Raw genomic sequence first — 24,037 nt, 5'->3', positions numbered from 1 at the left:
GGCGGCAGGGAGGGCCATCAGGCGGTAGCATGCTCGCGGCAACCAATCCGCGAGGTGCCCGAGTCGACGAGGGTCGGCCGGGAGAATCGGGAAGCCGGTGTGAATCCGGCACAGGGCCCGCTGCGGTGAACCCGAGCGGCCGACCAAGCGCACCAGCGCAGCCACTGGACGTCGTTCCGGGAAGGTGGTCGGCCGTGGTGAAGGGAAGTCCGAAGACCGGCCTCGCGACCACTGCCGCCCCGCTCGTGGGGTGGCCCGACCACGGAGCCTGCCATGATGTCTCGAAGCCTGCCCACCAACGACCTGTACGACGTGATCTCCCGCCGGCGCGATGTCCGCGCGGAGTTCACCGGAGCACCCCTGGCGGACGGAGTTCTGAACCGTCTCCTGGGTGCAGCGCATGCTGCCCCGAGCGTGGGCCTCAGCCAGCCCTGGGATTTCATCATCGTGCGTGACGGAGACACCCGTCAGGCGTTCCAGGAACACGTCGAGACCGAGCGGCAGGCCTACGGGCGAACGCTCGACGGCGAGCGACGCCGGCTCTACGACGGGATCAAGATCGAGGGGATCCGGGAATCGACCCTGGGGATCGTCGTGACCTACCACCCCGGACGCGGTGGGCCCGGCGTGCTGGGGCGGAACACGATCGATGACGCGGGCCTCTACTCGGTGGTGGCGGCCATCCAGAACTTGTGGCTGGCCGCGACCGCAGAGGGGCTGGGTGTGGGCTGGGTCTCCTTCTACAGGGAGGCCTTCCTGCAGCAGCTTCTCGACATCCCCGACGGTGTCCGGCCGGTGGCCTGGCTCTGCGTCGGGCCGGTGAGCGTCCTGCACGAGACGCCCGACCTCGAGCGGCGCGGCTGGACACACCGGCGGCCGCTGGAACTCGCCGTCCACCAGGAGCGCTGGGCGGGCGACCGCTGACACACGCTCCCCGCGGCTGACGGGCCGCGGCGGAACGGTGGGGGTGGCTGCCGACCCCGGCAGCCACCCCCACCTCAGGGCTTCACTCCTTGCCCGAGACCGCGAACGACGCGAACGTCGCCATGTCGCGCAGGATCGCGGCCGAGGCCTGCACGATGGGCAGCGAGGTCAGCGCACCGGACCCCTCTCCGAGGCGCAGGTCCATGTCGATGACCGGCGTCAGGGCGAGGGTCTCGAGGGCAGCCCGGATGCCCGGTTCCGCCCCGTCGTGACCGGCGATGAGGTATCCGCGGACATCCGGGGCCAGGGCGACGGCGGCCAGGGCCGCCGAGCACACGATGACCCCGTCGAGGATCAGCGGGACGCCCGCCGCCGCAGCCCCCAGCACGAACCCCGCGATGGCGGCGTGTTCGAACCCGCCGACCGCGGCGAGCGCCGCCAGGGGGTCGTCCGCGGTGGCCCCGTTCACCTCGATGGCGCGCGCGACCAACTCCGCCTTCAGGCGGAGCCGATCCCCTTCGGCCCCCGCACCGGGCCCCGTCACCTCGGCGGCGGGGCGTCCGGTGAACACGGAGACGAGCGCGGCGGACGGGGTGGTGTTCCCGATGCCGACCTCGCCGGCGATCAGGCAGCGGTATCCGTCGGCGACGGCCTCCCGGGCCGCCTCGATGCCGGCCTCGACGGCCTGTCGGCACTGCTCGATGCTCATGGCCGGACCTGCCGTCATGTCGGCGGTGCCGGCGGCGACACGACGGGTGCGCAGCAGCGCGTGCTCGGGCAGTGCCTCGAGCGTGCCGACGTCGTAGACCCGCACGTCGGCGCCGGCGTGCCGGGCGAGCACGTTCACGGACGCGCCTCCGGCCAGGACGCTCCGGACCATCTGCACCGTGACCTCCTGGGGCCAGGGCGAGACGCCGTGCGCCTGGACGCCGTGGTCGCCGGCGAACACGCAGACGACGGCGGGGGCCGGCAGGGGAGGCGGGCACTCGCCGTAGATCGCGGCCAGCGTGTTGCCGAGGGTCTCCAGGCGGCCCAAGGCGCCCGGGGGCTTGAGCAGCTCGAGCTGCCGCTCCTCGGCCGCTGCCCGGGCATCGGCGTCCACCGGGGCGATGGCGGCCAACGTGCGCGCGAGCAATGAGTCGGACGGTGTGTTCATCGGTTCTCCTTCGTGATGTTCCCACCGGTGGCCGGTGGGTGGCTGGTGGGGTGTGGGGTGCACCCGGGGGCGGTCAGCGCCCCGAGCGCGGTGACCAGGCGGCGGGTGGTGTCGGCATCCCTGACGGAGACGCGGATCCAGGCCGGTCCCAGGCCGGGGAAGCTCTCGCCGCGGCGCACGGCCAGGCCGGCCTCCGCCAGCGCCTCCCGGACGGAGCCGGGGCCGGTGGGGGAGGTGTCGACCAGGACGAAGGGTGTGCGGGGGGAGCCGGCGACGGCGAAGCCGGCGCCGGCCAGCGCCTCGACCAGGTGGCGACGGGCGGCGTCCGTGGCCCGCGCCACGCCGGACGCCTCGGCGCGCGCTGCCGGCGTCGCCGTCGCCACCATCGCCCGGACTGCGGGGGTGGGGACGGCCCAGGGGGGCTGCTGCACGGCCAGCCGGGCGACGAGGGCAGGGTCGCCCACGACGTAACCCGCCCGTACGCCCGCCAGCCCCCACAGCTTCGTCAGCGACCGGACGACGAGCACCCCCGCGGCGTCGCCCACCAGTGACTCGGGCTCACCCTCGACGTAGTCCATGAACGCCTCGTCGACGAGCAGCGTCCGGCCCGGACGTCGCAGCGCCAGGAGCGTCGCCCGGGCGTGGAGGGCGCCCGTCGGGTTCGTGGGGTTGCCCACGACGACGAGGTCGGCGTCCTCCGGCACCAGGGCCGGGTCGAGGAGGAAGGGTGGCGGCAGGATGACGCGCCGGACGGAGAGCCCGGCGCGCCTCAGGGCTGCCTCCGGTTCGGTGAACTGCGGGTGAACCACCACCGGACGCCGTGCGCCCAACCCGCGGGCGACCAGGGTGAACGCCTCGGCCGCGCCGGCCGTGGGCAGGACGCACTCCTCGGGGACGCCGTGGCGGGTGGCCAGGGCGGACCGGGCCTCCCGGGCGTCCGGGTAGGCGGCCCAATCGGCGGGGGAGCCGAGGGCCTCGGCGAGCCAGGGTGGCGGCCCCGGACGGACGTTGACCGCGAGGTCGACGAGCCCGGGTGCCGCGTCGGCGTCACCGTGGTGGGCCAGGTCGGGTGGGGCCGCGCCGACCGGGACCTCGGGGGTGGTCCACCGGGTCCCTGCGAACCGGGCGGCCGCCTCGGCGAGACGCTGCGCCTGCTCGGGATGGCCCGCCCAGTGCACGTGGCGATACGACGCGTGGACCGTCGGGGTGAGGACATCCCCGGCGGGCTCGGTCACCGTGCGGTGGAACTCGTGGAAGCGGACCGGTTCGCCGGGCCTGGCCACGACGGACGCCGCCGCGAAGGGCTCCTCGTCGTAGCGCAGCGTCAGCCGCGGACCCATCCGGGCCGTGACCGGCACGGCCCCGGCCATCGGCAGGCCGTCCAGGGAATCGGCCAGGTACAGCAGGCCGGCGCACTCGGCGACGGTCGGCAGCCCCGCGGCCACCGCGGCGGCCACGTCGGCGCGCAGGGGTGCGTTGCGGGTGAGTTCCTCGGCGTGGACCTCCGGGAAGCCGCCGCCGAGGTACAACCCCGCGGTTCCCTCGGGCAGGTGCGGGTCGGCCAGCGGGTCGAAGGTCACCACCTCGCAGCCCGCAGCGTGCAGCAGCTCGGTCGTCTCGGCGTACCGGAACGTGAAGGCGCGGCCCGCCGCGACGGCGATGCGCGGGCGTCCGGGGACGGGGGCCACCTCCGCGCGGGGGTCCCACGGACGGGCGTCCAGGGCCGGCGCGGAGCGCGCCAACGCCATCACGGCGTCGAGGTCGACGTGGTCGGCCATGGTGCGCCCGGCCGCAGCCACGGACGCCTCCGCACCCGCGCGCTCCGCTGCGGGCACGAGCCCCAGGTGGCGGGCGGGTACGGCGACGGCGTCCGTGCGGGGGACGGCGCCGAGCACGGGCAGGCCGGTCTCCTCGATCGCGCCCCGCAGCTCGGCGAGGGCCCGGGGGCTGCCGACGCGGTTCAGGATGACGCCCGCGACGCGGGTCGCGGGGTCGTACGTGGCCAGGCCGTGCACCACGGCGGCGGCCGTGCGCGAGGTGTGGGCGGCGTCCACCACCAGCACGACCGGGGCGCCCACGAGGCGCGCGACGTGCGCGGAGGATCCGAAGCCGCGGGTTCCGAGGCGTCCGTCGAAGAGCCCCATGACCCCTTCGACGACGCACACGTCGGCCCCTGCGGAGCCGTGGAGGAGCAGGGGGGCGATGCGCTCCTCGCCACAGAGCCACGGGTCGAGGTTGCGTCCGGGCCGGCCGGTGGCGAGGGCGTGGTAGCCGGGGTCGATGTAGTCGGGACCCACTTTGGCGCCGGCGACCCGCAGACCGGCGCCTCGGAGTGCCGCCATGAGCCCGACGGCCACGGTGGTCTTGCCGGCGTCGGAGGTGGAGGCGGCCAGCAGCAGGCGGGGGAGCATGACGGTTCGAGCCCCGTCAGCCCCCGGATGCCCCGCCTGCGCGTTCACGCCGCACCACCGCGCTGCGCGAGTGCCACGAGGGCGTCCACGTCGAGGTGTGCCTCGACGGCGTCCGCGAGGGTGTCGATCATGGCCTCGCGCCGGGCGGCGTGACCGGGGGCGGCGGGTTCCGGTCGCCAGGGGCGGCCCGTCGTGGCGGCGACGCGGGCGAGGAAGGCGTGCCGGAAGGCGTCGTCCTCGAAGGCGCCGTGCAGCATCGTCCCGAACGTCTCCCCGACCCGGCAGCCGTCGAGGAAACCCGTGACGGCGGTGGTGGGGGTGCACTGGCCGTGGTGGATCTCGTAGCCGGGCACGGAGAGCCCTTCCCAGTGGTGCGTGGCGCGGATCGTGGTCTTCTCGCCGAACGTGACCTCGACGGGCAACAGGTCCAACCCGGGGACGGTCCCGACGCCGGACTCGATCTGGTCGTGGATCGTGGTGGCGAGCATCTCGTAGCCGCCACACACGCCCAGCGTCGGGCGGCCCGCGGCGTGCCGGGCCCGCACGACGGCGTCCAACCCGCGCGCCCGCAACCAGGCCAGGTCGGCGACGGTCGACCGGGTCCCCGGCAGCACCAGGAGGTCGGCGTCCGCGCAGGGGGCCGGGTCGGTCGTCACCACCACCCGGACGCCGGGGGTGTGGGCCAGGGCGTCCACGTCGGTGGCGTTCGACACGCGCGGGAAGCGGACGACGGCGACGGTGAGGGTTCGGTCGTCGGGGGCGGGTGACGGCTCGTGCCCCCACCGCGCCACCTCGAGGGCGTCCTCGCCGTCGAGCCAGACGTCCGGCAACCACGGCAGGACGCCCAGGCACGGCATTCCGGTGCGGCGCGTGACCTCGTCCAGCCCCGGCCGCAGGATGGCCTCGTCGCCCCGGAACTTGTTGATGACGTAGCCGCGAAGCAGGGCCCGGTCGTCGTCCCCCACGAGCGCCCACGTGCCGAACAGCGAGGCCAGGACACCGCCCCGGTCGATGTCCCCGACCAGGACCACCGGCAGCCCGAAGCGGGTCGCCAGCCCCAGGTTGACGTAGTCGCGCCCGCGGAGGTTGATCTCGGCCGGCGACCCCGCTCCCTCGACCACCACCAGCTCGTGCGCGGCGGCCAGCCGGGTGTAGGCCGCGAAGGCCGCCTCGGCCAGGTGCCCTCGTCCGGTCGCGTACTCGCCGGCCTCGAGGACGCCGGCCGGGCGTCCCTCGACGACCACGAACGCGCGGCGGTCCGTTCCGGGTTTCAGCAGGACGGGGTTGTGGGTCGCGGACGGCTCCACGCGGGCGGCCTGCGCCTGCAGGTACTGCGCGCGACCGATCTCGGACCCGTCCGCACAGACCGCGGAGTTGTTGGACATGTTCTGCGCCTTGAAGGGCGCCACGTCGGTGCCACGACGTGCCAGGGCCCGGCACAGGCCGGTCACGACCAGGGACTTCCCCGCGTCGGAGGAGGTGCCCGCGATGAGGATCCCGGTCATCGGTCCTCCCCGGCACGCTGCCGCCCGGGGGCCGCCACCCGCTCGCCGCGACTAGACAAGGCTGAGCCCCGCGACCGCACCGACGACCGTGATCGACGGTGGCCGGACGCCGGCCTCCCGTGCGCGGGCCGCGATGTCCGTGATCGGGCCGCGCACCACCGCCATGTCGGGGAGGAAGGCGCTGGTGACCACCGCCGCGGGCGTGGCCGGTTCCAGGCCGCCCGCCACGAGGGCCGCCGCGATGGCGTCCAGGTGACGGACCCCCATCAGGATCACCAGGGTCACGCCGGCACGGGCCAGCGCCGGCCAGTCCACCGTGCTGTCCGGGTCGTCGGGTGCGACGTGACCCGACACGACGGCGAAACCCTGCGTGAGGGACCGGTGCGTGACGGGCATGCCGGCCAGGGCCGGGGCCGCGATCGCCGAGGTCACCCCGGGGATGACCCGGACCGCCACCCCGGCCTCGGCGCAGGCCAGCCATTCCTCCCCGCCTCGGCCGAAGACGTAGCCGTCGCCTCCCTTCAGCCGGACCACGCGGCGTCCCGCCCGGGCGTGCCGGATGAGCAGCTCGTTGATCTCCTCCTGCGGCGTCGAGGGCCCCCCGGGCCACTTCCCGACCGGGATCAGGTCGGCGTCCGGTCTGGCCTCGTTGAGGACCTCCTGGGGTGCGAGGTGGTCGTACAGCACCACATCGGCCTGCCTGATGGCCCGCAGGCCCGCCACGGTCATGAGGTCGGGGTCGCCGGGGCCGCCGCCGACCAGGACGACGGTGCCGGGGATGAGATCGGTCATGGGGCTCCTTGCAGTCGGGTGGCTAGGGTGGTGCGGGTGCAGCCAGAGGATTGTGGGACGGTGCCCGGGTTGCCCGACGAGGCGTTCGAGCACGACGGGCTGATCACGAAACGACACCAGCGGGCCAGCGCCTTCGCGTACCTCCGGCCGAAGGCCGGGGAGCTCCTGTGGGACATCGGCACGGGCTCCGGCGCGATGGCGATCGAGTGGGCCAGGGCCGCCACGGGCGCACACGCGGTGGGCCTCGAGCAGCGACCCGACCGGGCGGCACGGGCGCGTGCCAACGCCGAACGCCTGGCCCCGGGCCGGGTGCGGGTGCTGGAGGGGGAGGCCCACACGCTGCTGCCCGGCCTGCCCACCCCGGACGCCGTGTTCGTCGGCGGCGGCGCGACCGCCGACATCCTGGGCGCCTGCTGGGACGCGTTGCCGCCCGGGGGCCGCATGGTCGTCCACGGCATCACGCTGGAGACCGAGGAACTGTGCGTGGCCCAGTACCGGGCGCACGGCGGGGCACTCGCCCGCCTCCTGGTGGAGCACGCCGAGCCCCTGGGTCGGTACCTGAGCTGGCGACCGCAACGCCCGGTCATCCAGTGGTCCTGTACGAAGACCCCCTGAGCAGGGCGATCACGTCCTCCCGGGTCCGGGGCCGCCCCTCGAGCCCGAGGTGGGCGGCGAGGTCGAGCGGCCAGGGACGCGCCAGTCGGCTGCGGCGCAGCAGGTCGTCGTCGGCGAGGACGTCGACCGCCGGGCCCTGGACCACCGTCCGCTCCACCACGACCGCGACCTCGTCGGCCCAGCGGAGCGCGAAGTCCGCGTCGTGGGTCGCGACCGCGAGGGTCGTCCCGAGTGCGCTGAGGCGCGCGAGCGCCGTGTCCATGTCGGTGACCCCGGCAGGGTCCAGCCCCGCGGTGGGTTCGTCGAGGATGAGGACCGCGGGACGCATGGCGACCGCCCCCGCCATCGCCACGCGCTTGCGCTCGCCATAGGACAACTGGTGGGTCGCGCGGTCGGCCAGGTGCGCGACGCCGAGCAGGGCCAGCGCCTCGGCGACGCGCTCACGGACGGCGGGCTCGTCGAGGCCGAGGTTCAGGGGCCCGAAGGAGACGTCCTGGGTGACGTCGGCGGAGAACAGCTGGTCGTCCGGATCCTGCATGACCAGCTGGACGCGGCGACGGTGCGCCCGCAGCGCGGGGCGGTCGTGGCGCAGCGGCACCCCGTCCAGCGTGACCTGCCCGTGGTCCGGGCGGTGGGAGCCCGCCAGGCAGCGCAACAGGGTCGTCTTGCCCGACCCGTTCGCGCCCAGCAGGGCGACCCGGCGACCGGCGGGCAGCGTCAGGGTGGCACCGGCGAGCGTGGGCGGACGCCCGGGCCACGCCAGGGTCACGGACTCGGCGCGCAGCGCCACCCCCCGGGTGGCCGTCATCGCAGCACCGCCAGGCCCACGAGACCCCACACCGCGGCGAGGAGGGCCACGGACCCCGTGACGAACCGCGCCGAGGCCTGCCGCGTGGGCGGCAGGACGCGCAGGTCATCGTCGAGCCCGCGCGCCGCCAGGCCCTCCTGGAGGCGCAGGGCCCGGTGCCAGGTCCGGACGAGGACCGAGCCCAGACCCGACACGGCCGCGCGCCAGCGGAGCGCGCGGGCGTCCGGGCCCGTTGGGGCGTCGCCCAGCCGGGCGACTGCGGCGGCGTGCACGCCACGCGCCGTCTCCAGCACGACGAACACCAGCCGGTAGCTGAGCGAGGCGATCTCCAGCAGCGGCCCGGGGACACGCAGACGCCGCATCCAGGTGAGCAGGTCGACCATGGGAGTGGTGGTGGCCAGCAGCAGCAGGGCGAGGGTGCCCGCCCCGGCCCGTGCGGAGACCTCGACGGCCCGGGTCAGGGACGCGTCCTCCCACCACAGCGGGCCCAGGGCCCACCGGGCGGCCGGGGAGGCCTCCCCGACCCGCAGGGCGATCGAGACGGCGCCGATCAGGATGAAGACGCCCGGTGGTGTGACCGCCAGGGCCATCAGGCGTGCCGGGATGCGCGCCGGGCCCAGCGCCAGCGCCAGCGAGGCCGCGGCGACCAGCGCCGCCCCCGGCCAGGGTGGTGCGGCGAGCGCCGTCACCAGGAGCCCCCCGCAGAGGAGGACCTTCTCGCCCACGCGGACCCGGCGCCACGGGCCGGCCCACGCGGCGTCGTCGAGAGCCGTGATCAGCACCTCACCCACCGGCCCCGTCGGTCGGGGGCCGGTCGGCCGGACGCGGGGGATCCCCGCGTCGCACTCGGCCGAGTCGACCGAGTGCGTACCCCAGGACGCCGGCCCCGAGCGCCGCCTGGGCCGCGAACAGCAGGCCCTCCCCGGCGGCGTCGGGCGGGGGGAGCAGCGGCGTCGCCCAGGGGCGGACCCCCGCGTCCTGCAGCAGGGAGGTGACCAGGGCGTCCGTTCCCTCGACGGTGCCGGTGCCGGGGGCGAGCAGGGGCGGCAGCACCAGGATGCCGGCGAGGCAGGCGAGCAGCCCCACGGTCGTCAGGTGCCGACGCTCACGCACGGGAGGACTCGGGGGTCGGCGTGAGGAGGCCGCGGCGCTCGAGCTCGGGGGCCGCGACCCGGGCGAGGTACCGCAGGAGCAGGACGCCGGCGATCCCCTCCGCGAGGGCCAGCGGGATCTGGGTCACGGCGAAGACGGCGAGGAACCGGGCGAGCGACCCCGCAAGGCCGGTCTCCGGGTCGGGGTAGGCCAGGGCGAGTTGCACGGAGGCCACCACGTAGGTGGTCAGGTCGGCGCCCGCGAGGGCGGCGAAGACGGCGGTGCCGGCGTGGAGCCGGCGCAGCGCGCGATACAGGGCGTAGCCCACCCACGGCCCCGCGATCGCCATGGAGAACACGTTGGCGCCGAGCGTGGTGAGACCGCCGTGGGCCAGCAGGAGCGCCTGGAACAGCAGGACCAGGGTGCCCAGGAAGGCCATGACCGGGGGCCGGAACAGGACGGCCCCGGCGCCGGTGCCGGTCGGATGTGAGGACGTGCCGGCGATGCTCGGCAGCTTGAACGCGGACAGCACGAACGTGAAGGCGGTCGCCGCGGCGAGCAGGAGCCTGCTCTCGGGGTTGCTCCGCGACTCGGCGATGACCGCCCGCGCGCCGTGGACGACGAACGGGGCCGACACGGCGCACCACAGTGCGGCGTGGAGCGGGGGCAGGAACCCCTCGGCGATGTGCATGGCACACTCCTTCTCGAGATGACGCGTCTCGATCAGGTCCGTGCGGGCTGAGTTCCTGACTTCGCCCTCAAGGGACGTCCACAGTGGCGCGACCGTGCCGGTGGTTCCCGGCTTCCTCAGTATCCGACGGAGATGTCGTGGTTGGATGCCCAGTGTCCCACACCAACCGGCCGGGGTGTGCGGGCGACCGCTAACGTGTGCTGTCCCAGCTCCCGAGAGGACCCACCGTGAGCACGTACGAGTACCTGACCGACGGTCAGGAGATCTACGCGCAGTCGTTCGCCATCATCCGGCGCGAGGCCGACCTGTCCCGGCTCCCGCAGGATGTGGGTCAGGTCGCGGCGCGGATGATCCACGCGGCCGCGCAGACCGACCTGGTCGACGACCTGGCCTGGACTCCGGGGGTCGTTTCCGCCTGCCGCGCCGCCCTGTGGGCGGGGGCCCCGATCCTGTGTGACTCGACGATGGTCGCCACCGGGGTCATCCGGTCGCGGCTCCCCGCCGGCAACGAGGTCGTCTGCCACCTGGGCGACCCGCGGCTGGCCGACCTCGCCGCCGCTCGCGGGACGACCAAGACGGCCGCCGCGGTCGACCTGTGGCTGCCGCAGCTGGAGGGCGCCGTGGTGGCGATCGGGAACGCGCCGACCGCCCTGTTCCGGCTGCTCGAGGTGGTCCGCGACACCGGCGTGAAGCCGGCCGGCGTCATCGGCGTCCCGGTGGGGTTCGTGGGGGCCGCGGAGTCCAAGCAGGCCCTGGTCGACAACCCGTACGGGCTGGAGTACCTGGCCGTGCGCGGACGCCGCGGCGGGTCGGCCATCACGGTGGCCGCGGTCAACGCGATCGCCAGCACCGCGGAGACGACCAACGACGCGCGTGCCTGACCAGGAACGCCTGGGGGGTCGGCGGGGGCAGTTGGCCAGCTCCGGCCTGCGCCCCGGCTGGACGACCGGGGCCTGCGCCACGGCGGCGGCCACCGCGGCGTTCGTGGCACTGCGGTCCGGAGAGTTCCCCGACCCCGTGACCGTCACCCTCCCGCTGGGCCGGACGCCGGCGTTCGCGCTCACCGATGAGGCGCTGGGGGACGGCTGGGCGATGGCGGCGGTGACCAAGGACGCCGGGGACGACCCGGACGTCACCCACGGGGCCGTCATCCGCGTGACGCTCCGGCCGGCGGAGGCGGGCGGGGGCGTCCGGTTCGCGGCCGGGACGGGGGTGGGGACCGTGACCCTCCCCGGGCTGCCCCTGGCCATCGGGGAGCCGGCGATCAATCCCGGCCCGCGGGCCATGATCCGCGAGAACCTCACCGCCGCGGCCGGTGGGGTGGAGCCGGACGTGGTGGTCGAGGTCGGCATCGACGGTGGCGAGGCGATGGCCCGCCACACGCTCAACGCGCGCATCGGCATCCTGGGCGGGCTGTCCGTGCTCGGGACGACGGGGGTCGTGGTTCCCTACTCGTGCTCGGCGTGGATCGACTCCCTGCGCCGGGGCGTCGACGTCGCCCGGGCGACCGGGCAGGACCACGTGGCGGGCTGCACTGGCTCGACCTCGGAGCGGGTGGTCGCCGAGCTGTACGGCCTGCCGTCGGTGGCGCTGCTCGACATGGGCGACTTCGTCGGGGCCGTGCTCAAGTACGTCCGGGGGCACCCGGTGCCGCATCTCACCCTGTGCGGAGGGGTGGCCAAGCTGTCGAAGCTCGCCAACGGGCACCTGGACCTGCACTCGGCGCGCTCCCGCGTGGACGCCGAGCAACTCGCCCGCCTGTCCGTCGGGGCGGGGGCGGACCCCGGCCTGGCCGCCCTCGTGGCCGGCAGCAGCACGGCACTGGAGGCGGTGTCCCTGTGTGTCGACGCCGGTGTCCCGCTCGGTGACGCGATCGCGGAGGCCGCCCGCGCGGAGGCGCTGCGGGTCCTGCGCGGCGCGCCCGTGGCGGTCGACGTCGTGTGCATCGACCGCCACGGCGGGATCGTCGGACGGGCCGGTCAGGCCTGACCGGACTCCCGGGCTGCCCACGCCAGGACGGCCTCGACGGCGACGTCCCGCGCGCGGGCCGTCCGGCGCGGGTCACGGTCCCCCAGGACGCCGACGGTGAGCCCCGCCCCCGTGCCGGACGCCGGCGTGCGGGCCGAGCCCCCGCGGGCGTCGTCGCCGCGGGCGCAGAAGATCCGGCGGGCCTCCGCCCCTGCCGCCACCGCCTCGTTCACCGCGGCGACGTCGGTCAGTGCCAAGGCGTACCAGGCCCCCTCGAGGTCGGCGTCCGCGAACGGTCGGCGGTGCCACACCAGGCGTCCCTCGGCGGCCAGCGAGGTGATGAACGGGGTGGCCTCGGGCGCCACGACCTCGAGGGCGGCACCCGCCTCGAGGAACCGGCCCAGCCGTCGCGACGCCACCGCGCCGGCGCCCACCACCAGGACCCGGCGCCCGCGGAGGGCGAGCCCGGCGAGATAGACCGGCGCGCCGGCGTCCGGGTGGGTCGCCGCGGCCTGCCGATAGCGCTCCGCCACGACGGCGGCGAGTTCGTCGCAGTCACCGATGACGTCGGCGAGCCGCACCTCGGCGTCCGGGTGGGATTCCGCCCAGGCCGAGACATCCCGGGCCGACCAGCGGTGGAGGAGCCCGGGGAACAGGAAGTTCGGGGCCACGACGAGGCGACGGAACCCGACCGAGTAGGCCTGCGTGAGCCCGTCGGTGAGGGTGGGACGCACGACCTGGATGAACGCGGGCACGCAGAACCCGTAGCCGCCCTCCTCGCCGAGTTGCCGGGCCAGGCGGGCGTGCTCGGCGTTGGCGTCCGTCACGCTGCAGCCGCGACCCAGGAACACCACGGCGACCTCGCCGGGGTCCCAGTCGCCCGCCGCCTCGGCGATGCGGCGGCGCACCGCGCCACGGAGCCCGGGCTCGGGGCCCAGGTGCGAGGCGAGCAGGACGCGCGACCCCGGCACCCGGGCCCGGCCCTCTTCGGCGGCCTCGGGGATGTCATCACGGACATGTCCGCCCGCGCCGAGCATGAGGGGGACGAGCACGACCACCCCCTGGCTCCCGGACAGGCTGTCGGCGACGGCGTCGGCGATCGGCGGGTGGTCGAGCTCGACGTACCCGTCGCGGACGTCCACCCCGGGCAGCAGGGTGGCGACCCGTGCGACGAGCGCGCGGCAGGCCGCCTGCCCCTCGGGCACGCGCGTGCCGTGGGCGGCGATCACCAAGGGCGGTGGAGCCGTGTTCATGTGGTCATCCACCGGTAGTCGCGGGGCGTGACCATGAGACGGTCGCCGAAGCCGGTGGGAACCATGCGCGTCTTGGACGACCCCACGATCACGATGGAGTGCATGTCGACCCACTCCGGGTCGAACGTGGCCAGCGTCGCCACCCGGTGGTTCTCGTCCGGGCGCGAGGCGTCCTGGACGACGGCGACCGGCGTCTCGGGCGGCCGGTGGCCGGAGAGGATCTCCAGTGCCCGCGGCAGGTGTTCGGTCCGTTTGCGGCTCCGGGGGTTGTACAGGGAGACGACGAAGTCGCCTTCCGCGGCGGCCTGCAGCCGGCGTTCGATGATCGACCAGTCGGTGTGCAGGTCCGACAGCGAGACCGTCGCGTGGTCGTGCCCCAGCGGCGCGCCGAGGATGGCCGAGGCAGCCAGCTCGGCCGTCACGCCGGGGATGATCTCGACGTCGATGCCCTCGGTGCCCATTTCGAGGGTCGGGGACGCCATGGCGTAGATCGCCGGGTCCCCCCCCGCGACGAGGGCGACGGCCCGGCCCTCCCGGGCCTGGGTGATGGCGAGGCGGGCCCGGTCCTCCTCGGTGCCCATGCCGGTGGCGGACACCTCGGTGCCCGGCCGCAGGAACCCGCGGATCTGGTCCACGTAGGGGCGGTAGCCCACCACGAGGCTCGCCGAGGCGATGGCTCGGCAGGCGCGGGGCGTCAGGAGGTCGGCAGCGCCCGGCCCGATCCCGACGATGGCCAGGCTGCCCCGCGGGCGCACCCGCCCGATCGCGCACGTGGCCTCGCGGGTCTTGTGCTTGGGGACGATGAGGTCGGCGCCGCGGGCGAGGACGGACGCCTCGGCGACGCTCGGCGTCCCCACCGCCCGCTCGGGTGCCTCACCGGGGTTCGGGACCTCGAACGCCGCGAGGGTGTCGGCCGGGAACGTCTCGAACGGGACGCCGAGGCGGCCGGCCAGAGCGGTGAGCCCGTCCTCGTCGGCCTTGGCGTCCACCGAGCACAGGCACGCCACGGAGGCCCGGGCCAGCCCCGCCTCGGCGAGCGTGGCGGTGAGCAGTGCCTCGAGGGCGTCCACGTCGGTGCCGCGGTTGCAGCCCATGCCGACGACGAGGCTGCGCGGGTGCAGCAGGACCGTCGGCACGACGCCGGCCGGGGATGCCGCGGCGTCCGGATCGACCCACACGTCGGCGTCCGTCACCACGATGCGGGCCTCGGGGGGCGGCGGGGCAGGCAGCGTGCGCACGTGGACGCCGCGACGCTCGACCCGGGTGACGCCGCGCTCGGCCACGTTCGCGGGCAGGGCGGGCAACGGCCACGGCTGGGCGCGCACGACCTCGACCGGGCGCCCGTCCAGCACGGCCCGGGTCACGGTGGCGAGCTGGCCCGACGTCGCCCAGCCCAGGGTGTCGAGCCCGGGAACACCGAGGGCGTCGGTGGCTGTCGTGAGCACGGCCGTCGCCCCCAATCCGTCGGCGATCCGGCGGGCGAGGTCGTTGGCCCCGCCCACGTGCCCACCGATGAGCGGCACGCAGAAGCGGCCGGCCTCGTCCATGACGACCACCCCCGGGTCGGTCCGCTTGTCGCGCAGGAGGGGGGCGACGAGTCGCGTGGTCGCCCCGAGGGCGAGGTGGCTGATGATCAGCTCGCACTCGGCCCATGCGCGGGGAAGGTGCTCGGCCGCCGGGCCGTCGTAGCGCCTGGTCGGCCCCAGGAGGGCGTCGATCGCATCCGCCCGGGCGCGGGCGGCGGGCGAGTTGGTCAGCTGGCCGATGTGGTTCATGCGAGGACCTCCGGTCGGGGCCGGACGCCGCCGGCGATGGGGTGCTGGACGCCGAGGGCGTCCGGGTCGTCGGGGTGATGGGCCAGCACGAGGACGACGTGCGGTTGCGCCACGTCGGTGACGGCGAGCGCGTCGGCCGCCTCCAGGACGCGGACGCGCTCGTCGGACTCGCCGAGCCGTTCGGCCAGCACGTAGGTGCGGCCCAGGTCCGCCGTGGCACGCACCACGGCGGCGAACCCGTGACCGGGGTCCGTGAGGACGCCGACCTTCGGGTGGGTGCGGCAGGCGGCCAGCCCGGGCGCCGGATCGTTGCCGTGCAGGCTGACGAGCAGCGCGTCGTCCCAGGGCAACGCGACGGCCGCGAAGGCCAACTGCAGCGAGGTTACCGTCGGGACCACCCGGACGGGGAGCCCGGCCCGCCGCAGCCGTCGGACGATGCCGTAGAACAGCGGGTCGCCGGAGGCGACGACGAGGGCGTCGGCGTCCGGGGGCAGTGCGGCGAGCGCCTCCAGCGCGGGGGCGATCGGCCCCAGGACCACCCGACGGTCGTCGGGGACCGCGAGCGCGTCGAGGTGGCGGTGCCCGCCCACCACCACCGTCGCGGCCGCCGCCGCCGCGCGCAGGTCGTCGCCCGGGCGTCCGGCGTAGCCGTGGACGGTGATCATCGCCCCTCTCCCGGGTCGTGCACCGCGCCGGCGTCCCGCAGGAGACGGGCGGCGTCCGGGTCGGCGGCGCGGTGGCCGTGCCGGAAACCGGGGTGGTACAGGTGGCTGCGGCGGGGCGGGTCGGCCTCCGCGAGGGCCGGTCCGACGAGGATCACGGTGTGCTTGTAGAACCGGTGGTCCTTCATGGTGCTCGAGAGCTCGTCGAGGCGGCAGCGCAGCAGCACCTCGTCGGGCCAGCTGACGCGGTGCCCGATGACCACCGGGGTGTCCGCCGGGTAGCCGCCCGCGAGCAGTTCCTCCTGCAGGGCACGGTGGCGTGCCGCCGACAGGTAGAGCGCCATCGTGGTGCCGTGGCGCGCGAACTCGCGCACCGACTCGCGCGGCGGCATCGGCGTGCGGCCGCCCTCGAGGCGCGTGAGGATGAGCGACTGCGCCACCTCCGGCAGCGTGATCTCCACGTCGGCGCTCGCGGCGGCCGACGAGAACGCCGACACCCCGGGGATGGTCTCGTGGGCGAGCCCCAGTCGCCGGCACAGGGCGCGCTGCTCGGCGGTGGCCCCGTAGATCGACGGGTCGCCCGTGTGCACCCGGGCGATGAGGAGTCCCTCGTCGCGGGCGCGCTCCAGGAGCGGGACCAGGTCCTCCAACGACGCGGACGCGGAGTCCACCACCTCGGCGTCGGGTCGTCGGCCGGCGATCACCTCGGGGCTGACGAGCGACGAGGCCCACACGATCACGTCGGCGTCGGCGATCACGCGTGCCCCCCGCAGGGTGATCAGGTCGGGGGCGCCGGGGCCGGCGCCGACGAAGACGATGAGGCCGCTCACAACCGGCCCCCGATCGTCCGTCGGCGGGCGGGCACCAGGACGCTGGTGAAGTAGGGCGCGTCCTCCACGTCCGACAGCGGCACGACCCGCTCGTCCGGCAACCCCACGTCGATCCCGACGACTGCTTCCGCGGCCCGCTCACCGAGCAGCTCCCGCAAGGCGGCGAGGTGCCGTGCCGGCTTGTAGACCACGCACGTGTCCGCGATGCGGGTCACCTCGGCCAGTTGCTCGACGCCGGCCTTGAGGGGGACGATCGCGAGGACCTCGTCACCCTCGACCAGCGGGATCCGGGACGCCGCGGCCAACGCCTGCATCGCGGTGATGCCGGGCACGACCTCGACGGCGACGTCGGGACGACGGGCGACCACTGACGCGGCGAGATAGCTGAACGTCGAGTAGACGCTCGGGTCACCGACGGTGGCGAAGCTCACGGTGCGGGCCCCGGTCTCGAACGCCTCGAGCGCCGCCCGGGCGGAGGCGTCCCAGGCCTCGCTGCGCCGCCGCGTGACCCCGGACCGGTCGCCCATGACGAAGGGGACGCGGACGATGCGGTCGGCGGCCTCCGGCACGGCGGCCGCGACGATCGTCTCCGCGCGCCCGGCCCCGGAGCCGGACGCCTCGGTGCTGGGCACCAGGATCACGTCGGACGCCGCGAGGACCCGACAGGCCTTCAGCGTGACGAGCTCGGGGTCTCCGGGCCCGACGCCGACTCCGACGAGGATGGGTGGGCGGTCGGTCATGGGCAGGTCCTCCTGGTGGGCGTCGTGGTCGGGAGTGGGATGATGAGCGCCGCGGCCGCGATGAGGGTGGCGGCCCCGGTGACCGCGGTCACCAGCCGCGCGGCCCCCCGGACGGCGGCGGCGTCCGGGCGAGGTGCGTCGGGATCGCCGAGCGTGCCGCGCACCTCGACCCGGTCGCCGTACGTGTTGACCCCGCCGAGCCGGACGCCGAGCGCTCCCGCCCACGCCGCCTCGCACCATCCGCCGTTGGGGCTGGGGTGGTCGTGGGCGTCGCGGAGCATGGTGCGCCACGCCCGTCGTGGAGAGCCGCCGACCAGGGGTGCCAGCGCGCACGCGAGCGCGCCGGTGACCCGCGCCGGCACGAGGTCGAGCGCATCGTCGAGCCTCGCGGAGGCCGTGCCGAACCGGCGGTAGCGGGCGTTGCGGTGACCGACCATGGCGTCGAGGGTGTTGGCACCCCGGTGGAGGAGGAGCCCGGGAACGCCGAGGAGGGCTCCCCAGAAGAGCGAGGCGACGGCCGCGTCCGCCGTGTTCTCGGCCAGTGACTCGACCGTGGCGCGGCCGAGTTCGGCCGCGTCCAGGGCGGACGGGTCGCGTCCGCACAGGTGCGTGAGGCGCGCGCGGGCAGCGTCCAGGGCTTCGGACGCGAGGGCCGCAGCCATGGCGTCCCCCTCGCGGGCCAGGCTGCGCGACCCCACGACCGCCCAGGTGGCCAGCGCCGTGACGGCGGTGTGGGCGAGCGGACGACGGCGTGCGACCCGCTCGGCGGCCACCCCCAGGAGAACGACGGGGGTGAGGGCCACGACGGTGAAGGAGGCCCCGCGTGTCGTCCTGTCGGCGTGGAGGGGACGCTCCACCCGTGCAGCCCACGAGCCGAACCAGGCCACCGGGTGGTGACGGGCCGGATCGCCGAGGATCGCGTCGGCCGCCACGCCCAGCAGGAGGCCGAGGGCCCGCGCAGCGAGCGCGTGCGACCTCGGACGGGGGGGAGACATGCACGCGTCCTTCGTGGCCGGGGCCCGGCGGAGGGACGAGAGCGGTCTGCCCTTGTCCGCCCTTCCGTCGAGGGCAGTACCAAGAACGCACGCTCCAGGCGACCGGGCTCGTCCCCACCGGGGCATCACCGTTGCGGGACAGCGCCGGGTTTGCACCGGCTTCGCTGGAACGCGCGCACCGGCGGGATCGCCGGCGGGGCCACGCTAGCACTTGTCGCGGGCGTGTACTGGGGCGGTGGCGTGAGTCCGCCCCCGGATCCCGTCCAACGCCGTGACCTCGTCCCGCTCCCACGCACGCACGGTCACCGCAGCATTTGACGCGCGACCCGCCGGTCTGCAAACTCGTGGAGCAAGAAGTGACAGCGTGCACTGGGGGCGGTGGAAGTCCGCACCGGCGGTGAGAGTCCGCGACCCGACCACAGCCAGTGGTCGGTTGACCAGGTGAAACTCCTGGACCGACGGTCAGAGTCCGGATGGTAAGCGCACGCAGCGGTTCGCGGCAGTCTGCCGAGCGCCGTCGCGCCCCCGTTCGTGCACCCGGAACCGGGAGGGCGCCATGATCGCGTCGAGAGCTGAGCGCACAGCCATGGTGCGCGCGCTCGAGCTGGCCGCGTCCCCGGACGTCCCACCCGGCCCGAACCCGCGCGTGGGGTGCGTTCTCCTGAGCCCCGACGGGACGATGATCGCGGAGGGCCGTCACCGGGGAGCCGGGACGCCGCACGCGGAGGCCGATGCGCTGGCACAGGCCGGCCGGACCGCCCGCGGCGCCACGGCGATCGTGACGCTCGAGCCCTGCAATCACACGGGCCGGACCGGGCCGTGCTCCGAGGCCCTGCTGGCCGCCGGCGTCACGCGGGTGGTGTACGCACAGACCGACCCGAACCCCACCGCGTCCGGCGGTGCGTCGAGGTTGCGCGCCGCCGGCGTCGAGGTGCTGGGCGGCGTCCTCGCGGACGAGGCGGCCACGCTGAACCAGGCCTGGACGTTCGCCATCACCCACGGGCGCCCGTTCGTGACGTGGAAGTTCGCCACGACCCTGGACGGTCGCAGTGCCGCGGCCGACGGGACGTCGCGCTGGGTGTCGTCGCGCGCGGCGCGGAGCGACGCGCACCGGCTGCGTGCCGGGTGTGACGCGATCCTGGTCGGGACGAACACGGTCGTGGTGGACGACCCTCAGCTCACGGTGCGCGACGACGACGACCGGCCGTTGGCGCACCAGCCGCTGCGGGTCGTCATGGGTGAGCGCGCGCTCCCCGAGGGACACCGCGTGTTCGACGGGGCCGCCGCGACGGTGCGCCTGCGCACGCAGGATCCGGCCGCCGCCCTGGCCGACCTCCACCGCCGCGAGATCCGGCACGTGTTCCTGGAAGGTGGGCCCACCCTGGCCGCGGCGTTCCTGCGCGCGGGACTCGTGGACGAGGTCGTGGCCTATGTGGCCCCGACCCTGGTGGGGGGCGGGCGTCCGGCCGTGGCCGACCTGGGCATCACCACCCTGGCTGATGCCCTGCGCTTCACGGTGGGTGACGTGAGCGTCCTCCCGCCGTGGGACGCGGCCGACGCCGTCAACGTCCGGCTCACCCTGCTCCCGCCCCGCCCCCTAGACCAGCAAGTAGAGAGAAGGTCCTGATGTTCACCGGAATCGTGGAAGAACTCGGTACGGTCGTGGGGCTGCAACCCCAGGCCGACGCACTGCGCCTGACGGTGCGCGGGCCTCTGGCCACCGGCGACGCGAGGCCGGGGGACTCGGTCGCCGTCAACGGCTGTTGCCTGACGGTGGTGACGTGCGACGGCGAGGACTTCACCGCCGACGTGATGCAGGAGACGCTGGACAAGACCTCGCTGGGGTCACTCGAAGCGGGCAGCAAAGTGAACCTCGAGCGCGCCGTCACGCCCTCCACCCGGCTGGGCGGCCACATCGTGCAGGGACACGTCGACGGCACCGGTCGGATCCTGGCCCGGCAGCCGAGCGAGCACTGGGAGGTGGTGACGATCTCGCTTCCCGAGCACCTGGCGCGCTACGTCGTGCAGAAGGGGTCGATCGCCGTCGACGGCATCAGCCTGACGGTCGTCGCGACGGGCCGGGACGCAGACAGCGCCGGGCGGTCGGATGGCGGATCGGCGGACCAGGAGTTCACGGTGAGCCTCATCCCCGAGACCCTCGCACGGACCACCCTGGGCATCAAGCAGGTCGGCGATGTCGTCAACCTCGAGGTGGACGTCATTGCGAAGTACGTCGAGAAGCTGGTGGCCCGATGAGCACGGACACCCCAGCCGTCAGGCTCGACCCTGTCGAGCGGGCGATCGCCGACATCGCAGCAGGCCGGGCCGTCGTCGTGGTGGACGACGCGAACCGCGAGAACGAGGGCGACCTCATCTTCGCCGCTGCCGCGGCCACGCCGGAGCTGATGGCGTTCACGATCCGCCACTCCAGCGGCGTCATCTGCGTCCCCATGCCGGGCGAGCAGCTCGACCGGCTCGACATCGGCCCGATGACGGCCCGCAACGACGATCGCCAGAAGACCGCCTTCGCGGTCACCGTCGACGCCCGTCACGGCGTCAGCACCGGCATCAGCGCGGCCGACCGGGCCCACACCATCCGTGTGCTCGCCGATCCGGCGACCCATCCCGGCGACCTCACCCGCCCCGGGCACGTGTTCCCGCTGCGCTACCGGGAGGGGGGCGTCCTCGTGCGCCGTGGGCACACCGAGGCCGCCGTGGACCTCGCGCGGTTGGCCGGCCTGCCGCCGATCGGGGTCCTCGTCGAGATCGTGAACGACGACGGCACCATGAAGCGGGGACAGCAGCTGCGTGACTTCTCCGACCAACACGGGCTGACGATGATCTCGATCGAGGACCTGGCCAACCACCGGTACCGGGTGGAGCGGCTGGCCGAGCGGATCTCCGGGACCATGCTGCCCACCCGCTTCGGCGACTTCACGGCCTTCGGGTACCGGGACACCGTGGACGCCTCCGAGCATGTGGCGCTGGTGTACGGGGACGTCTCCGGCGAGGTGCCGGTGCTGACCCGGATCCACTCCGAATGCCTCACCGGTGACGTGTTCGGCAGCCGACGCTGCGACTGCGGTCCGCAGTTGGAGGAGGCCCTCGAAAGAATCGTCGACGAAGGGCGTGGCGTCCTGGTCTACCTGCGGGGGCACGAGGGCCGCGGGATCGGGCTGGCCGCCAAGCTGCGCGCCTACGAACTCCAGGACGCCGGTCTGGACACCGTGGACGCCAACCTCGAGCAGGGGCTTCCCGCGGACGCCCGCCACTACGGGGCGGCCGCGCAGATCCTGCGCGACCTGGGGGTCGGGTCGGTGCGTCTCCTGACGAACAACCCGGACAAGACGGCCGCGCTCGAGCAGTTCGGCGTCCCGGTGGCCGAGCGCGCCGCGCTGACCATCCGCCCCACCCACCACAACCTCGCCTACCTCACCACCAAACGCGACCGCATGGGCCACGACCTGCCGGACCTGGCCGGGTCGCCCGACACCCTGGAGGATCTCTGACATGAGCGGACACGGAGCACCGGACGCCAGCACCCTCGACGCGCGCGGACTGCGGGTCGCGATCGTGGCGGCGAGCTGGCACGCCACGATCATGGACGGCCTCGTCGCCGGCGCGCAGCGGGCCTGTCAGGAGGCCGGGGTCGAGCCCCTCCTCGTGCGGGTCCCCGGATCCTACGAGCTGCCGGTCGTGGCCGACGAGCTGGCACGCACGCACGACGCGGTCGTCGCGCTCGGGGTGGTCATCCGCGGTGGCACCCCGCACTTCGACTACGTGTGCAGTGCGGCCACCGACGGATTGAACCGGGTCGCCCTCGACCGGGGGACGCCGGTGGGTTTCGGGCTCCTCACGTGCGACACGGAGGCTCAGGCGCTCGACCGGGCCGGGCTGGACGGTTCGAGCGAGGACAAGGGCTTCGAGGCCGCACAGGCGGCCATGGAGACCGCCCTCACGCTACGGGAGCTGCGCCGGCGGGGTTAGACCCACGGTGGGCAGTGTGAGGCGCAGGACGGAGCCCCGTCCTGCGCCCGCGCTGGCGGCCGTCAGGCTGCCACCGTGCGCTTCGGCCAGCGCCTTGGCGATGGTGAGCCCGATGCCGGATCCGCCTTGATCGGCCTCCCTGGCGGAGTCCCCGCGGTAGAAGCGCTCGAAGACGTGCGCGAGTTGCTCGGCGGTCATGCCCTGGCCGTTGTCGGCGACGCTGATGGTCACCGCGTCCGGCGCGGTGGTGGACGTGACGCTGACACATCCCCCCGGTGGGGTGTGTCGGAGGGCGTTGGTGAGCAGGTTGCCGAGGATCTGGGCGATGCGCTGCGGGTCGGCCCGGACCGGGACGTCATCGACCCGGCCGGTGAGCGTGACGCCCTTGGTGTCGTAGGCGTGCCTGGCCTGCCGGACCGCAGGGTCGACGAGCTCGGACAGCGGTTGGACGCTGGTCTGGAGTCCGATGCGTCCTTCTTCGGCGCGGGACACCTCGTCGAGGTCGCGGGCGAGGCGGGTGAGGCGTTGTGCTTGCTGTTCGACGACGGCCCGGGTGCCGTCGTCCCAGGTGAGCACGCCGTCGGCGATGCCCTCGAGGTGGGCGTTGAGGGTGGCGATGGGGGTGCGCATCTCGTGAGCCAGGTCGGAGAGGAGGCGGCGACGGGTGTTCTCGACGTCGCCGAGGCGGTCGGCCATGGTGTTGAAAGCATCGCCGAGGGTGCTCAGCTCGGGTCCGCCGCCGGTGACGGTGACGCGGGCGTCGTAGTCGCCCCGGCTGAGGCGGCCGGCGGCCTGGGTGAGGTGTTCGACGGGCTGGCCCAGGCGGCGGGTCAGGTACCAGGAGATCCCCAGCGCGGCGGCGAGGGCGACCAGCAGCCCGACGGTGAGGGAGATCAGGCTGGCGTCGGCGAACGCACGTTCGATGTGGGAGACCTCGGCGGAGCCGAGCGGTTGGCCGGTGTCCAGGAGGTGGGCGTGGAACAGGGGTGGCCCGATGACGGCGGCGGTCAGCCCGGCGCTGCCCACGATGGCGAGCAGGACGATGGCCTGGGCGACGAACAGCCGGGTGCCGAGCCGCCAGGCGCCGATCGCGTGGAGCAGGCTGGTCACCCCCGTCCCATCCGGTAGCCGACCCCGCGGATGGTGGTGATGTAACGGGGTTCGGTGGGGTCGTCGTCGAGCTTCTTGCGGAGGTTGGCGACGTGGACGTCGACGACGTGCTCGTCGCCGACCCACGCGGTGTCCCAGACGGCGTCGATGAGCTGGCGGCGGGTGAGGGCGACGCGGGGCTGGGCGGACAGGGCCTCGAGGAGGTGGAACTCGGTACGGGTGAGCGCGACCGGTCGGTCGGCGATCCAGACCTCGTGGCCGGCGGCGTCGATGCGCAGGTCGCCGAACACGCGGTGCTCCTGCACTGCGGGGGCGGCCGCGGGGCGGCGGGGGCGGCGCAGCACGGTCTGGACGCGGGCGACGAGTTCGCGGTTGCTGAACGGCTTGGTGAGGTAGTCGTCAGCGCCCACGGACAGCCCGATGAGCCGGTCGACCTCGTCGCCGCGGGCGGTGAGGATGAGGATGTAGCAGTCGGAGAACGTGCGGACCTGGCGACACACCTCGATGCCGTCCAGCCCTGGCAGGCCGAGGTCGAGCACGATGACGTCGGGGTCCTCGGCCTTGGTCCGGGTGACGGCGTCGGGACCGGTGTGGGCCTGGACGACCTGGTGGCCTGCACGGGTGAGGTAGGAGGCGATCACGCCGGCCAGTGCCCGCTCGTCGTCCACGACCAGCACCTTGGTCGTCGGTGTCGTCCCTTCACTGGTCATGCCGCCAGTATGG

At 74.6% G+C, this 24,037-nt stretch carries 24 protein-coding genes and 3 riboswitches; of the genes, 8 read left to right on the top strand and 16 right to left on the bottom strand.

The features are described 5' to 3' along the window. The first annotated feature begins 40 nt into the window (after window positions 1-40). Window positions 41-239: riboswitch (cobalamin riboswitch) on the top strand. 34 nt (window positions 240-273) lie between these two features. Next, window positions 274-924 (top strand): 5,6-dimethylbenzimidazole synthase, encoded by a 651-nt coding sequence (gene bluB, locus AC5YDA_RS05330; RefSeq protein ID WP_496190017.1) that lies wholly within the window; start codon window positions 274-276, stop codon window positions 922-924. Between the two features lie 82 nt (window positions 925-1,006). On the opposite strand, the gene cobT is transcribed toward bluB, so the two are convergent. Genes cobT through cobA form a run of 4 tightly spaced genes read right to left on the bottom strand, consistent with a single transcriptional unit; the run spans window position 1,007 to window position 6,788 of the window. Further along, window positions 1,007-2,080, bottom strand: a complete 1,074-nt coding sequence (gene cobT, locus AC5YDA_RS05325; protein ID WP_496190016.1) for a nicotinate-nucleotide--dimethylbenzimidazole phosphoribosyltransferase — start codon at window positions 2,078-2,080, stop codon at window positions 1,007-1,009. After that, complete coding sequence (gene cobBC, locus AC5YDA_RS05320) at window positions 2,077-4,491, bottom strand: bifunctional hydrogenobyrinic acid a,c-diamide synthase/histidinol phosphate aminotransferase CobBC (RefSeq protein ID WP_496190015.1); 2,415 nt, start codon at window positions 4,489-4,491, stop codon at window positions 2,077-2,079. The genes cobT and cobBC overlap by 4 nt, the downstream gene beginning before the upstream one ends. A 44-nt stretch (window positions 4,492-4,535) precedes the next feature. Next, window positions 4,536-5,996 carry a cobyric acid synthase gene (locus AC5YDA_RS05315; protein ID WP_496190014.1) on the bottom strand — a complete coding sequence of 487 codons (1,461 nt, stop codon included), beginning with the start codon at window positions 5,994-5,996 and terminating at the stop codon, window positions 4,536-4,538. 51 nt (window positions 5,997-6,047) lie between these two features. Continuing rightward, a complete protein-coding gene (gene cobA / locus AC5YDA_RS05310; protein WP_496190013.1) occupies window positions 6,048-6,788 on the bottom strand; it encodes a uroporphyrinogen-III C-methyltransferase in 741 nt (246 codons plus the stop codon). Between the two features lie 36 nt (window positions 6,789-6,824). Here cobA and cbiT point away from each other — a divergent pair, with 36 nt between their 5' ends. Further along, on the top strand, window positions 6,825-7,403 hold the full coding sequence (cbiT, locus tag AC5YDA_RS05305; RefSeq protein WP_496190012.1) for a precorrin-6Y C5,15-methyltransferase (decarboxylating) subunit CbiT: 579 nt from the start codon (window positions 6,825-6,827) through the stop codon (window positions 7,401-7,403). On the opposite strand, the gene AC5YDA_RS05300 is transcribed toward cbiT, so the two are convergent. The 4 genes from AC5YDA_RS05300 to AC5YDA_RS05285 are packed head-to-tail and all read right to left on the bottom strand — an operon-like array spanning window position 7,372 to window position 9,994. Continuing rightward, complete coding sequence (locus tag AC5YDA_RS05300; RefSeq protein WP_496190011.1) at window positions 7,372-8,211, bottom strand: energy-coupling factor ABC transporter ATP-binding protein; 840 nt, start codon at window positions 8,209-8,211, stop codon at window positions 7,372-7,374. The genes cbiT and AC5YDA_RS05300 overlap by 32 nt on opposite strands. Next, a complete protein-coding gene (cbiQ, locus tag AC5YDA_RS05295; RefSeq protein ID WP_496190010.1) occupies window positions 8,208-9,002 on the bottom strand; it encodes a cobalt ECF transporter T component CbiQ in 795 nt (264 codons plus the stop codon). The genes AC5YDA_RS05300 and cbiQ overlap by 4 nt, the downstream gene beginning before the upstream one ends. Further along, window positions 8,995-9,324: an energy-coupling factor ABC transporter substrate-binding protein gene (locus tag AC5YDA_RS05290; protein ID WP_496190009.1), complete on the bottom strand. Its 330-nt coding sequence runs from the start codon at window positions 9,322-9,324 to the stop codon at window positions 8,995-8,997. Before AC5YDA_RS05290 ends, cbiQ begins: the two co-directional genes overlap by 8 nt. Next, window positions 9,317-9,994 carry an energy-coupling factor ABC transporter permease gene (locus tag AC5YDA_RS05285; protein ID WP_496190008.1) on the bottom strand — a complete coding sequence of 226 codons (678 nt, stop codon included), beginning with the start codon at window positions 9,992-9,994 and terminating at the stop codon, window positions 9,317-9,319. Before AC5YDA_RS05285 ends, AC5YDA_RS05290 begins: the two co-directional genes overlap by 8 nt. Window positions 9,995-10,194: 200 nt before the next feature. Between AC5YDA_RS05285 and AC5YDA_RS05280 the strand changes: the two genes are divergently transcribed. Beyond that, window positions 10,195-10,875 carry a precorrin-8X methylmutase gene (locus AC5YDA_RS05280; RefSeq protein WP_496190057.1) on the top strand — a complete coding sequence of 227 codons (681 nt, stop codon included), beginning with the start codon at window positions 10,195-10,197 and terminating at the stop codon, window positions 10,873-10,875. Beyond that, window positions 10,868-11,983 carry a cobalt-precorrin-5B (C(1))-methyltransferase gene (locus tag AC5YDA_RS05275; RefSeq protein ID WP_496190007.1) on the top strand — a complete coding sequence of 372 codons (1,116 nt, stop codon included), beginning with the start codon at window positions 10,868-10,870 and terminating at the stop codon, window positions 11,981-11,983. Before AC5YDA_RS05280 ends, AC5YDA_RS05275 begins: the two co-directional genes overlap by 8 nt. Here the strand turns inward: AC5YDA_RS05275 and AC5YDA_RS05270 are convergent. Genes AC5YDA_RS05270 through AC5YDA_RS05245 form a run of 6 tightly spaced genes read right to left on the bottom strand, consistent with a single transcriptional unit; the run spans window position 11,974 to window position 18,217 of the window. Further along, complete coding sequence (locus tag AC5YDA_RS05270) at window positions 11,974-13,215, bottom strand: CbiX/SirB N-terminal domain-containing protein (RefSeq protein ID WP_496190006.1); 1,242 nt, start codon at window positions 13,213-13,215, stop codon at window positions 11,974-11,976. The genes AC5YDA_RS05275 and AC5YDA_RS05270 overlap by 10 nt on opposite strands. Then, the gene (cobJ, locus tag AC5YDA_RS05265; RefSeq protein WP_496190005.1) at window positions 13,212-14,990 is read right to left on the bottom strand and encodes a precorrin-3B C(17)-methyltransferase; all 1,779 of its coding nucleotides are present in this window, start codon (window positions 14,988-14,990) and stop codon (window positions 13,212-13,214) included. The genes AC5YDA_RS05270 and cobJ overlap by 4 nt, the downstream gene beginning before the upstream one ends. Continuing rightward, window positions 14,987-15,655 carry a precorrin-6y C5,15-methyltransferase (decarboxylating) subunit CbiE gene (gene cbiE, locus AC5YDA_RS05260; protein ID WP_496190004.1) on the bottom strand — a complete coding sequence of 223 codons (669 nt, stop codon included), beginning with the start codon at window positions 15,653-15,655 and terminating at the stop codon, window positions 14,987-14,989. The genes cobJ and cbiE overlap by 4 nt, the downstream gene beginning before the upstream one ends. Beyond that, complete coding sequence (cobM, locus tag AC5YDA_RS05255) at window positions 15,652-16,482, bottom strand: precorrin-4 C(11)-methyltransferase (protein WP_496190003.1); 831 nt, start codon at window positions 16,480-16,482, stop codon at window positions 15,652-15,654. The genes cbiE and cobM overlap by 4 nt, the downstream gene beginning before the upstream one ends. After that, on the bottom strand, window positions 16,479-17,222 hold the full coding sequence (cobI, locus tag AC5YDA_RS05250; protein ID WP_496190002.1) for a precorrin-2 C(20)-methyltransferase: 744 nt from the start codon (window positions 17,220-17,222) through the stop codon (window positions 16,479-16,481). Before cobI ends, cobM begins: the two co-directional genes overlap by 4 nt. Then, window positions 17,219-18,217, bottom strand: coding sequence for a cobalamin biosynthesis protein (locus AC5YDA_RS05245; protein WP_496190001.1), 999 nt, complete (start codon window positions 18,215-18,217; stop codon window positions 17,219-17,221). Before AC5YDA_RS05245 ends, cobI begins: the two co-directional genes overlap by 4 nt. A 102-nt stretch (window positions 18,218-18,319) precedes the next feature. Beyond that, window positions 18,320-18,377, bottom strand: a riboswitch (cobalamin riboswitch). Between the two features lie 200 nt (window positions 18,378-18,577). Then, a riboswitch (FMN riboswitch) is annotated at window positions 18,578-18,707 on the top strand. Between the two features lie 66 nt (window positions 18,708-18,773). Here AC5YDA_RS05245 and ribD point away from each other — a divergent pair. From ribD to ribH, 4 genes are read left to right on the top strand one after another with little or no spacing between them, the layout of a single operon-like run. After that, complete coding sequence (ribD, locus tag AC5YDA_RS05240) at window positions 18,774-19,844, top strand: bifunctional diaminohydroxyphosphoribosylaminopyrimidine deaminase/5-amino-6-(5-phosphoribosylamino)uracil reductase RibD (RefSeq protein WP_496190000.1); 1,071 nt, start codon at window positions 18,774-18,776, stop codon at window positions 19,842-19,844. Beyond that, window positions 19,844-20,473 (top strand): riboflavin synthase, encoded by a 630-nt coding sequence (locus AC5YDA_RS05235; protein ID WP_496189999.1) that lies wholly within the window; start codon window positions 19,844-19,846, stop codon window positions 20,471-20,473. The genes ribD and AC5YDA_RS05235 overlap by 1 nt, the downstream gene beginning before the upstream one ends. Beyond that, window positions 20,470-21,726 carry a bifunctional 3,4-dihydroxy-2-butanone-4-phosphate synthase/GTP cyclohydrolase II gene (locus tag AC5YDA_RS05230; protein ID WP_496189998.1) on the top strand — a complete coding sequence of 419 codons (1,257 nt, stop codon included), beginning with the start codon at window positions 20,470-20,472 and terminating at the stop codon, window positions 21,724-21,726. Before AC5YDA_RS05235 ends, AC5YDA_RS05230 begins: the two co-directional genes overlap by 4 nt. A gap of 1 nt (window position 21,727) precedes the next feature. After that, entirely contained in the window at window positions 21,728-22,204 is a 477-nt protein-coding gene (ribH, locus tag AC5YDA_RS05225; protein ID WP_496189997.1) for a 6,7-dimethyl-8-ribityllumazine synthase, read from the top strand. Here ribH and AC5YDA_RS05220 read toward each other — a convergent pair. Together AC5YDA_RS05220 and AC5YDA_RS05215 are read right to left on the bottom strand one after the other, a co-directional pair. Next, on the bottom strand, window positions 22,178-23,314 hold the full coding sequence (locus AC5YDA_RS05220; protein ID WP_496189996.1) for a sensor histidine kinase: 1,137 nt from the start codon (window positions 23,312-23,314) through the stop codon (window positions 22,178-22,180). The two genes, ribH and AC5YDA_RS05220, sit on opposite strands and share 27 nt — an antisense overlap. Continuing rightward, entirely contained in the window at window positions 23,311-24,024 is a 714-nt protein-coding gene (locus tag AC5YDA_RS05215) for a response regulator transcription factor (RefSeq protein WP_496189995.1), read from the bottom strand. Before AC5YDA_RS05215 ends, AC5YDA_RS05220 begins: the two co-directional genes overlap by 4 nt. Window positions 24,025-24,037 lie beyond the last annotated feature (13 nt).

Source organism: Propioniciclava sp. LT294 (genome assembly GCF_059516005.1).
Note: the sequence above shows the minus strand (reverse complement) of the source record. Positions and strands in the feature narration are given on the sequence as shown.

What these genes read in the sequence shown, in the direction of transcription:
- AC5YDA_RS05270 (WP_496190006.1), bottom strand. Translation starts at nt 13,215, where the DNA reads ATGAACACGGCTCCACCGCCCTTGGTGATCGCCGCCCACGGCACGCGC.
- bluB (WP_496190017.1), top strand. Translation starts at nt 274, where the DNA reads ATGATGTCTCGAAGCCTGCCCACCAACGACCTGTACGACGTGATCTCC.
- AC5YDA_RS05315 (WP_496190014.1), bottom strand. Translation starts at nt 5,996, where the DNA reads ATGACCGGGATCCTCATCGCGGGCACCTCCTCCGACGCGGGGAAGTCC.
- AC5YDA_RS05245 (WP_496190001.1), bottom strand. Translation starts at nt 18,217, where the DNA reads ATGTCTCCCCCCCGTCCGAGGTCGCACGCGCTCGCTGCGCGGGCCCTC.
- ribH (WP_496189997.1), top strand. Translation starts at nt 21,728, where the DNA reads ATGAGCGGACACGGAGCACCGGACGCCAGCACCCTCGACGCGCGCGGA.
- cobBC (WP_496190015.1), bottom strand. Translation starts at nt 4,491, where the DNA reads ATGCTCCCCCGCCTGCTGCTGGCCGCCTCCACCTCCGACGCCGGCAAG.
- AC5YDA_RS05285 (WP_496190008.1), bottom strand. Translation starts at nt 9,994, where the DNA reads ATGCACATCGCCGAGGGGTTCCTGCCCCCGCTCCACGCCGCACTGTGG.
- AC5YDA_RS05235 (WP_496189999.1), top strand. Translation starts at nt 19,844, where the DNA reads ATGTTCACCGGAATCGTGGAAGAACTCGGTACGGTCGTGGGGCTGCAA.
- AC5YDA_RS05230 (WP_496189998.1), top strand. Translation starts at nt 20,470, where the DNA reads ATGAGCACGGACACCCCAGCCGTCAGGCTCGACCCTGTCGAGCGGGCG.
- AC5YDA_RS05215 (WP_496189995.1), bottom strand. Translation starts at nt 24,024, where the DNA reads ATGACCAGTGAAGGGACGACACCGACGACCAAGGTGCTGGTCGTGGAC.
- cbiE (WP_496190004.1), bottom strand. Translation starts at nt 15,655, where the DNA reads ATGATCACCGTCCACGGCTACGCCGGACGCCCGGGCGACGACCTGCGC.
- cobJ (WP_496190005.1), bottom strand. Translation starts at nt 14,990, where the DNA reads ATGAACCACATCGGCCAGCTGACCAACTCGCCCGCCGCCCGCGCCCGG.
- cobT (WP_496190016.1), bottom strand. Translation starts at nt 2,080, where the DNA reads ATGAACACACCGTCCGACTCATTGCTCGCGCGCACGTTGGCCGCCATC.
- ribD (WP_496190000.1), top strand. Translation starts at nt 18,774, where the DNA reads ATGATCGCGTCGAGAGCTGAGCGCACAGCCATGGTGCGCGCGCTCGAG.
- cobA (WP_496190013.1), bottom strand. Translation starts at nt 6,788, where the DNA reads ATGACCGATCTCATCCCCGGCACCGTCGTCCTGGTCGGCGGCGGCCCC.
- AC5YDA_RS05300 (WP_496190011.1), bottom strand. Translation starts at nt 8,211, where the DNA reads ATGACGGCCACCCGGGGGGTGGCGCTGCGCGCCGAGTCCGTGACCCTG.
- cobI (WP_496190002.1), bottom strand. Translation starts at nt 17,222, where the DNA reads ATGACCGACCGCCCACCCATCCTCGTCGGAGTCGGCGTCGGGCCCGGA.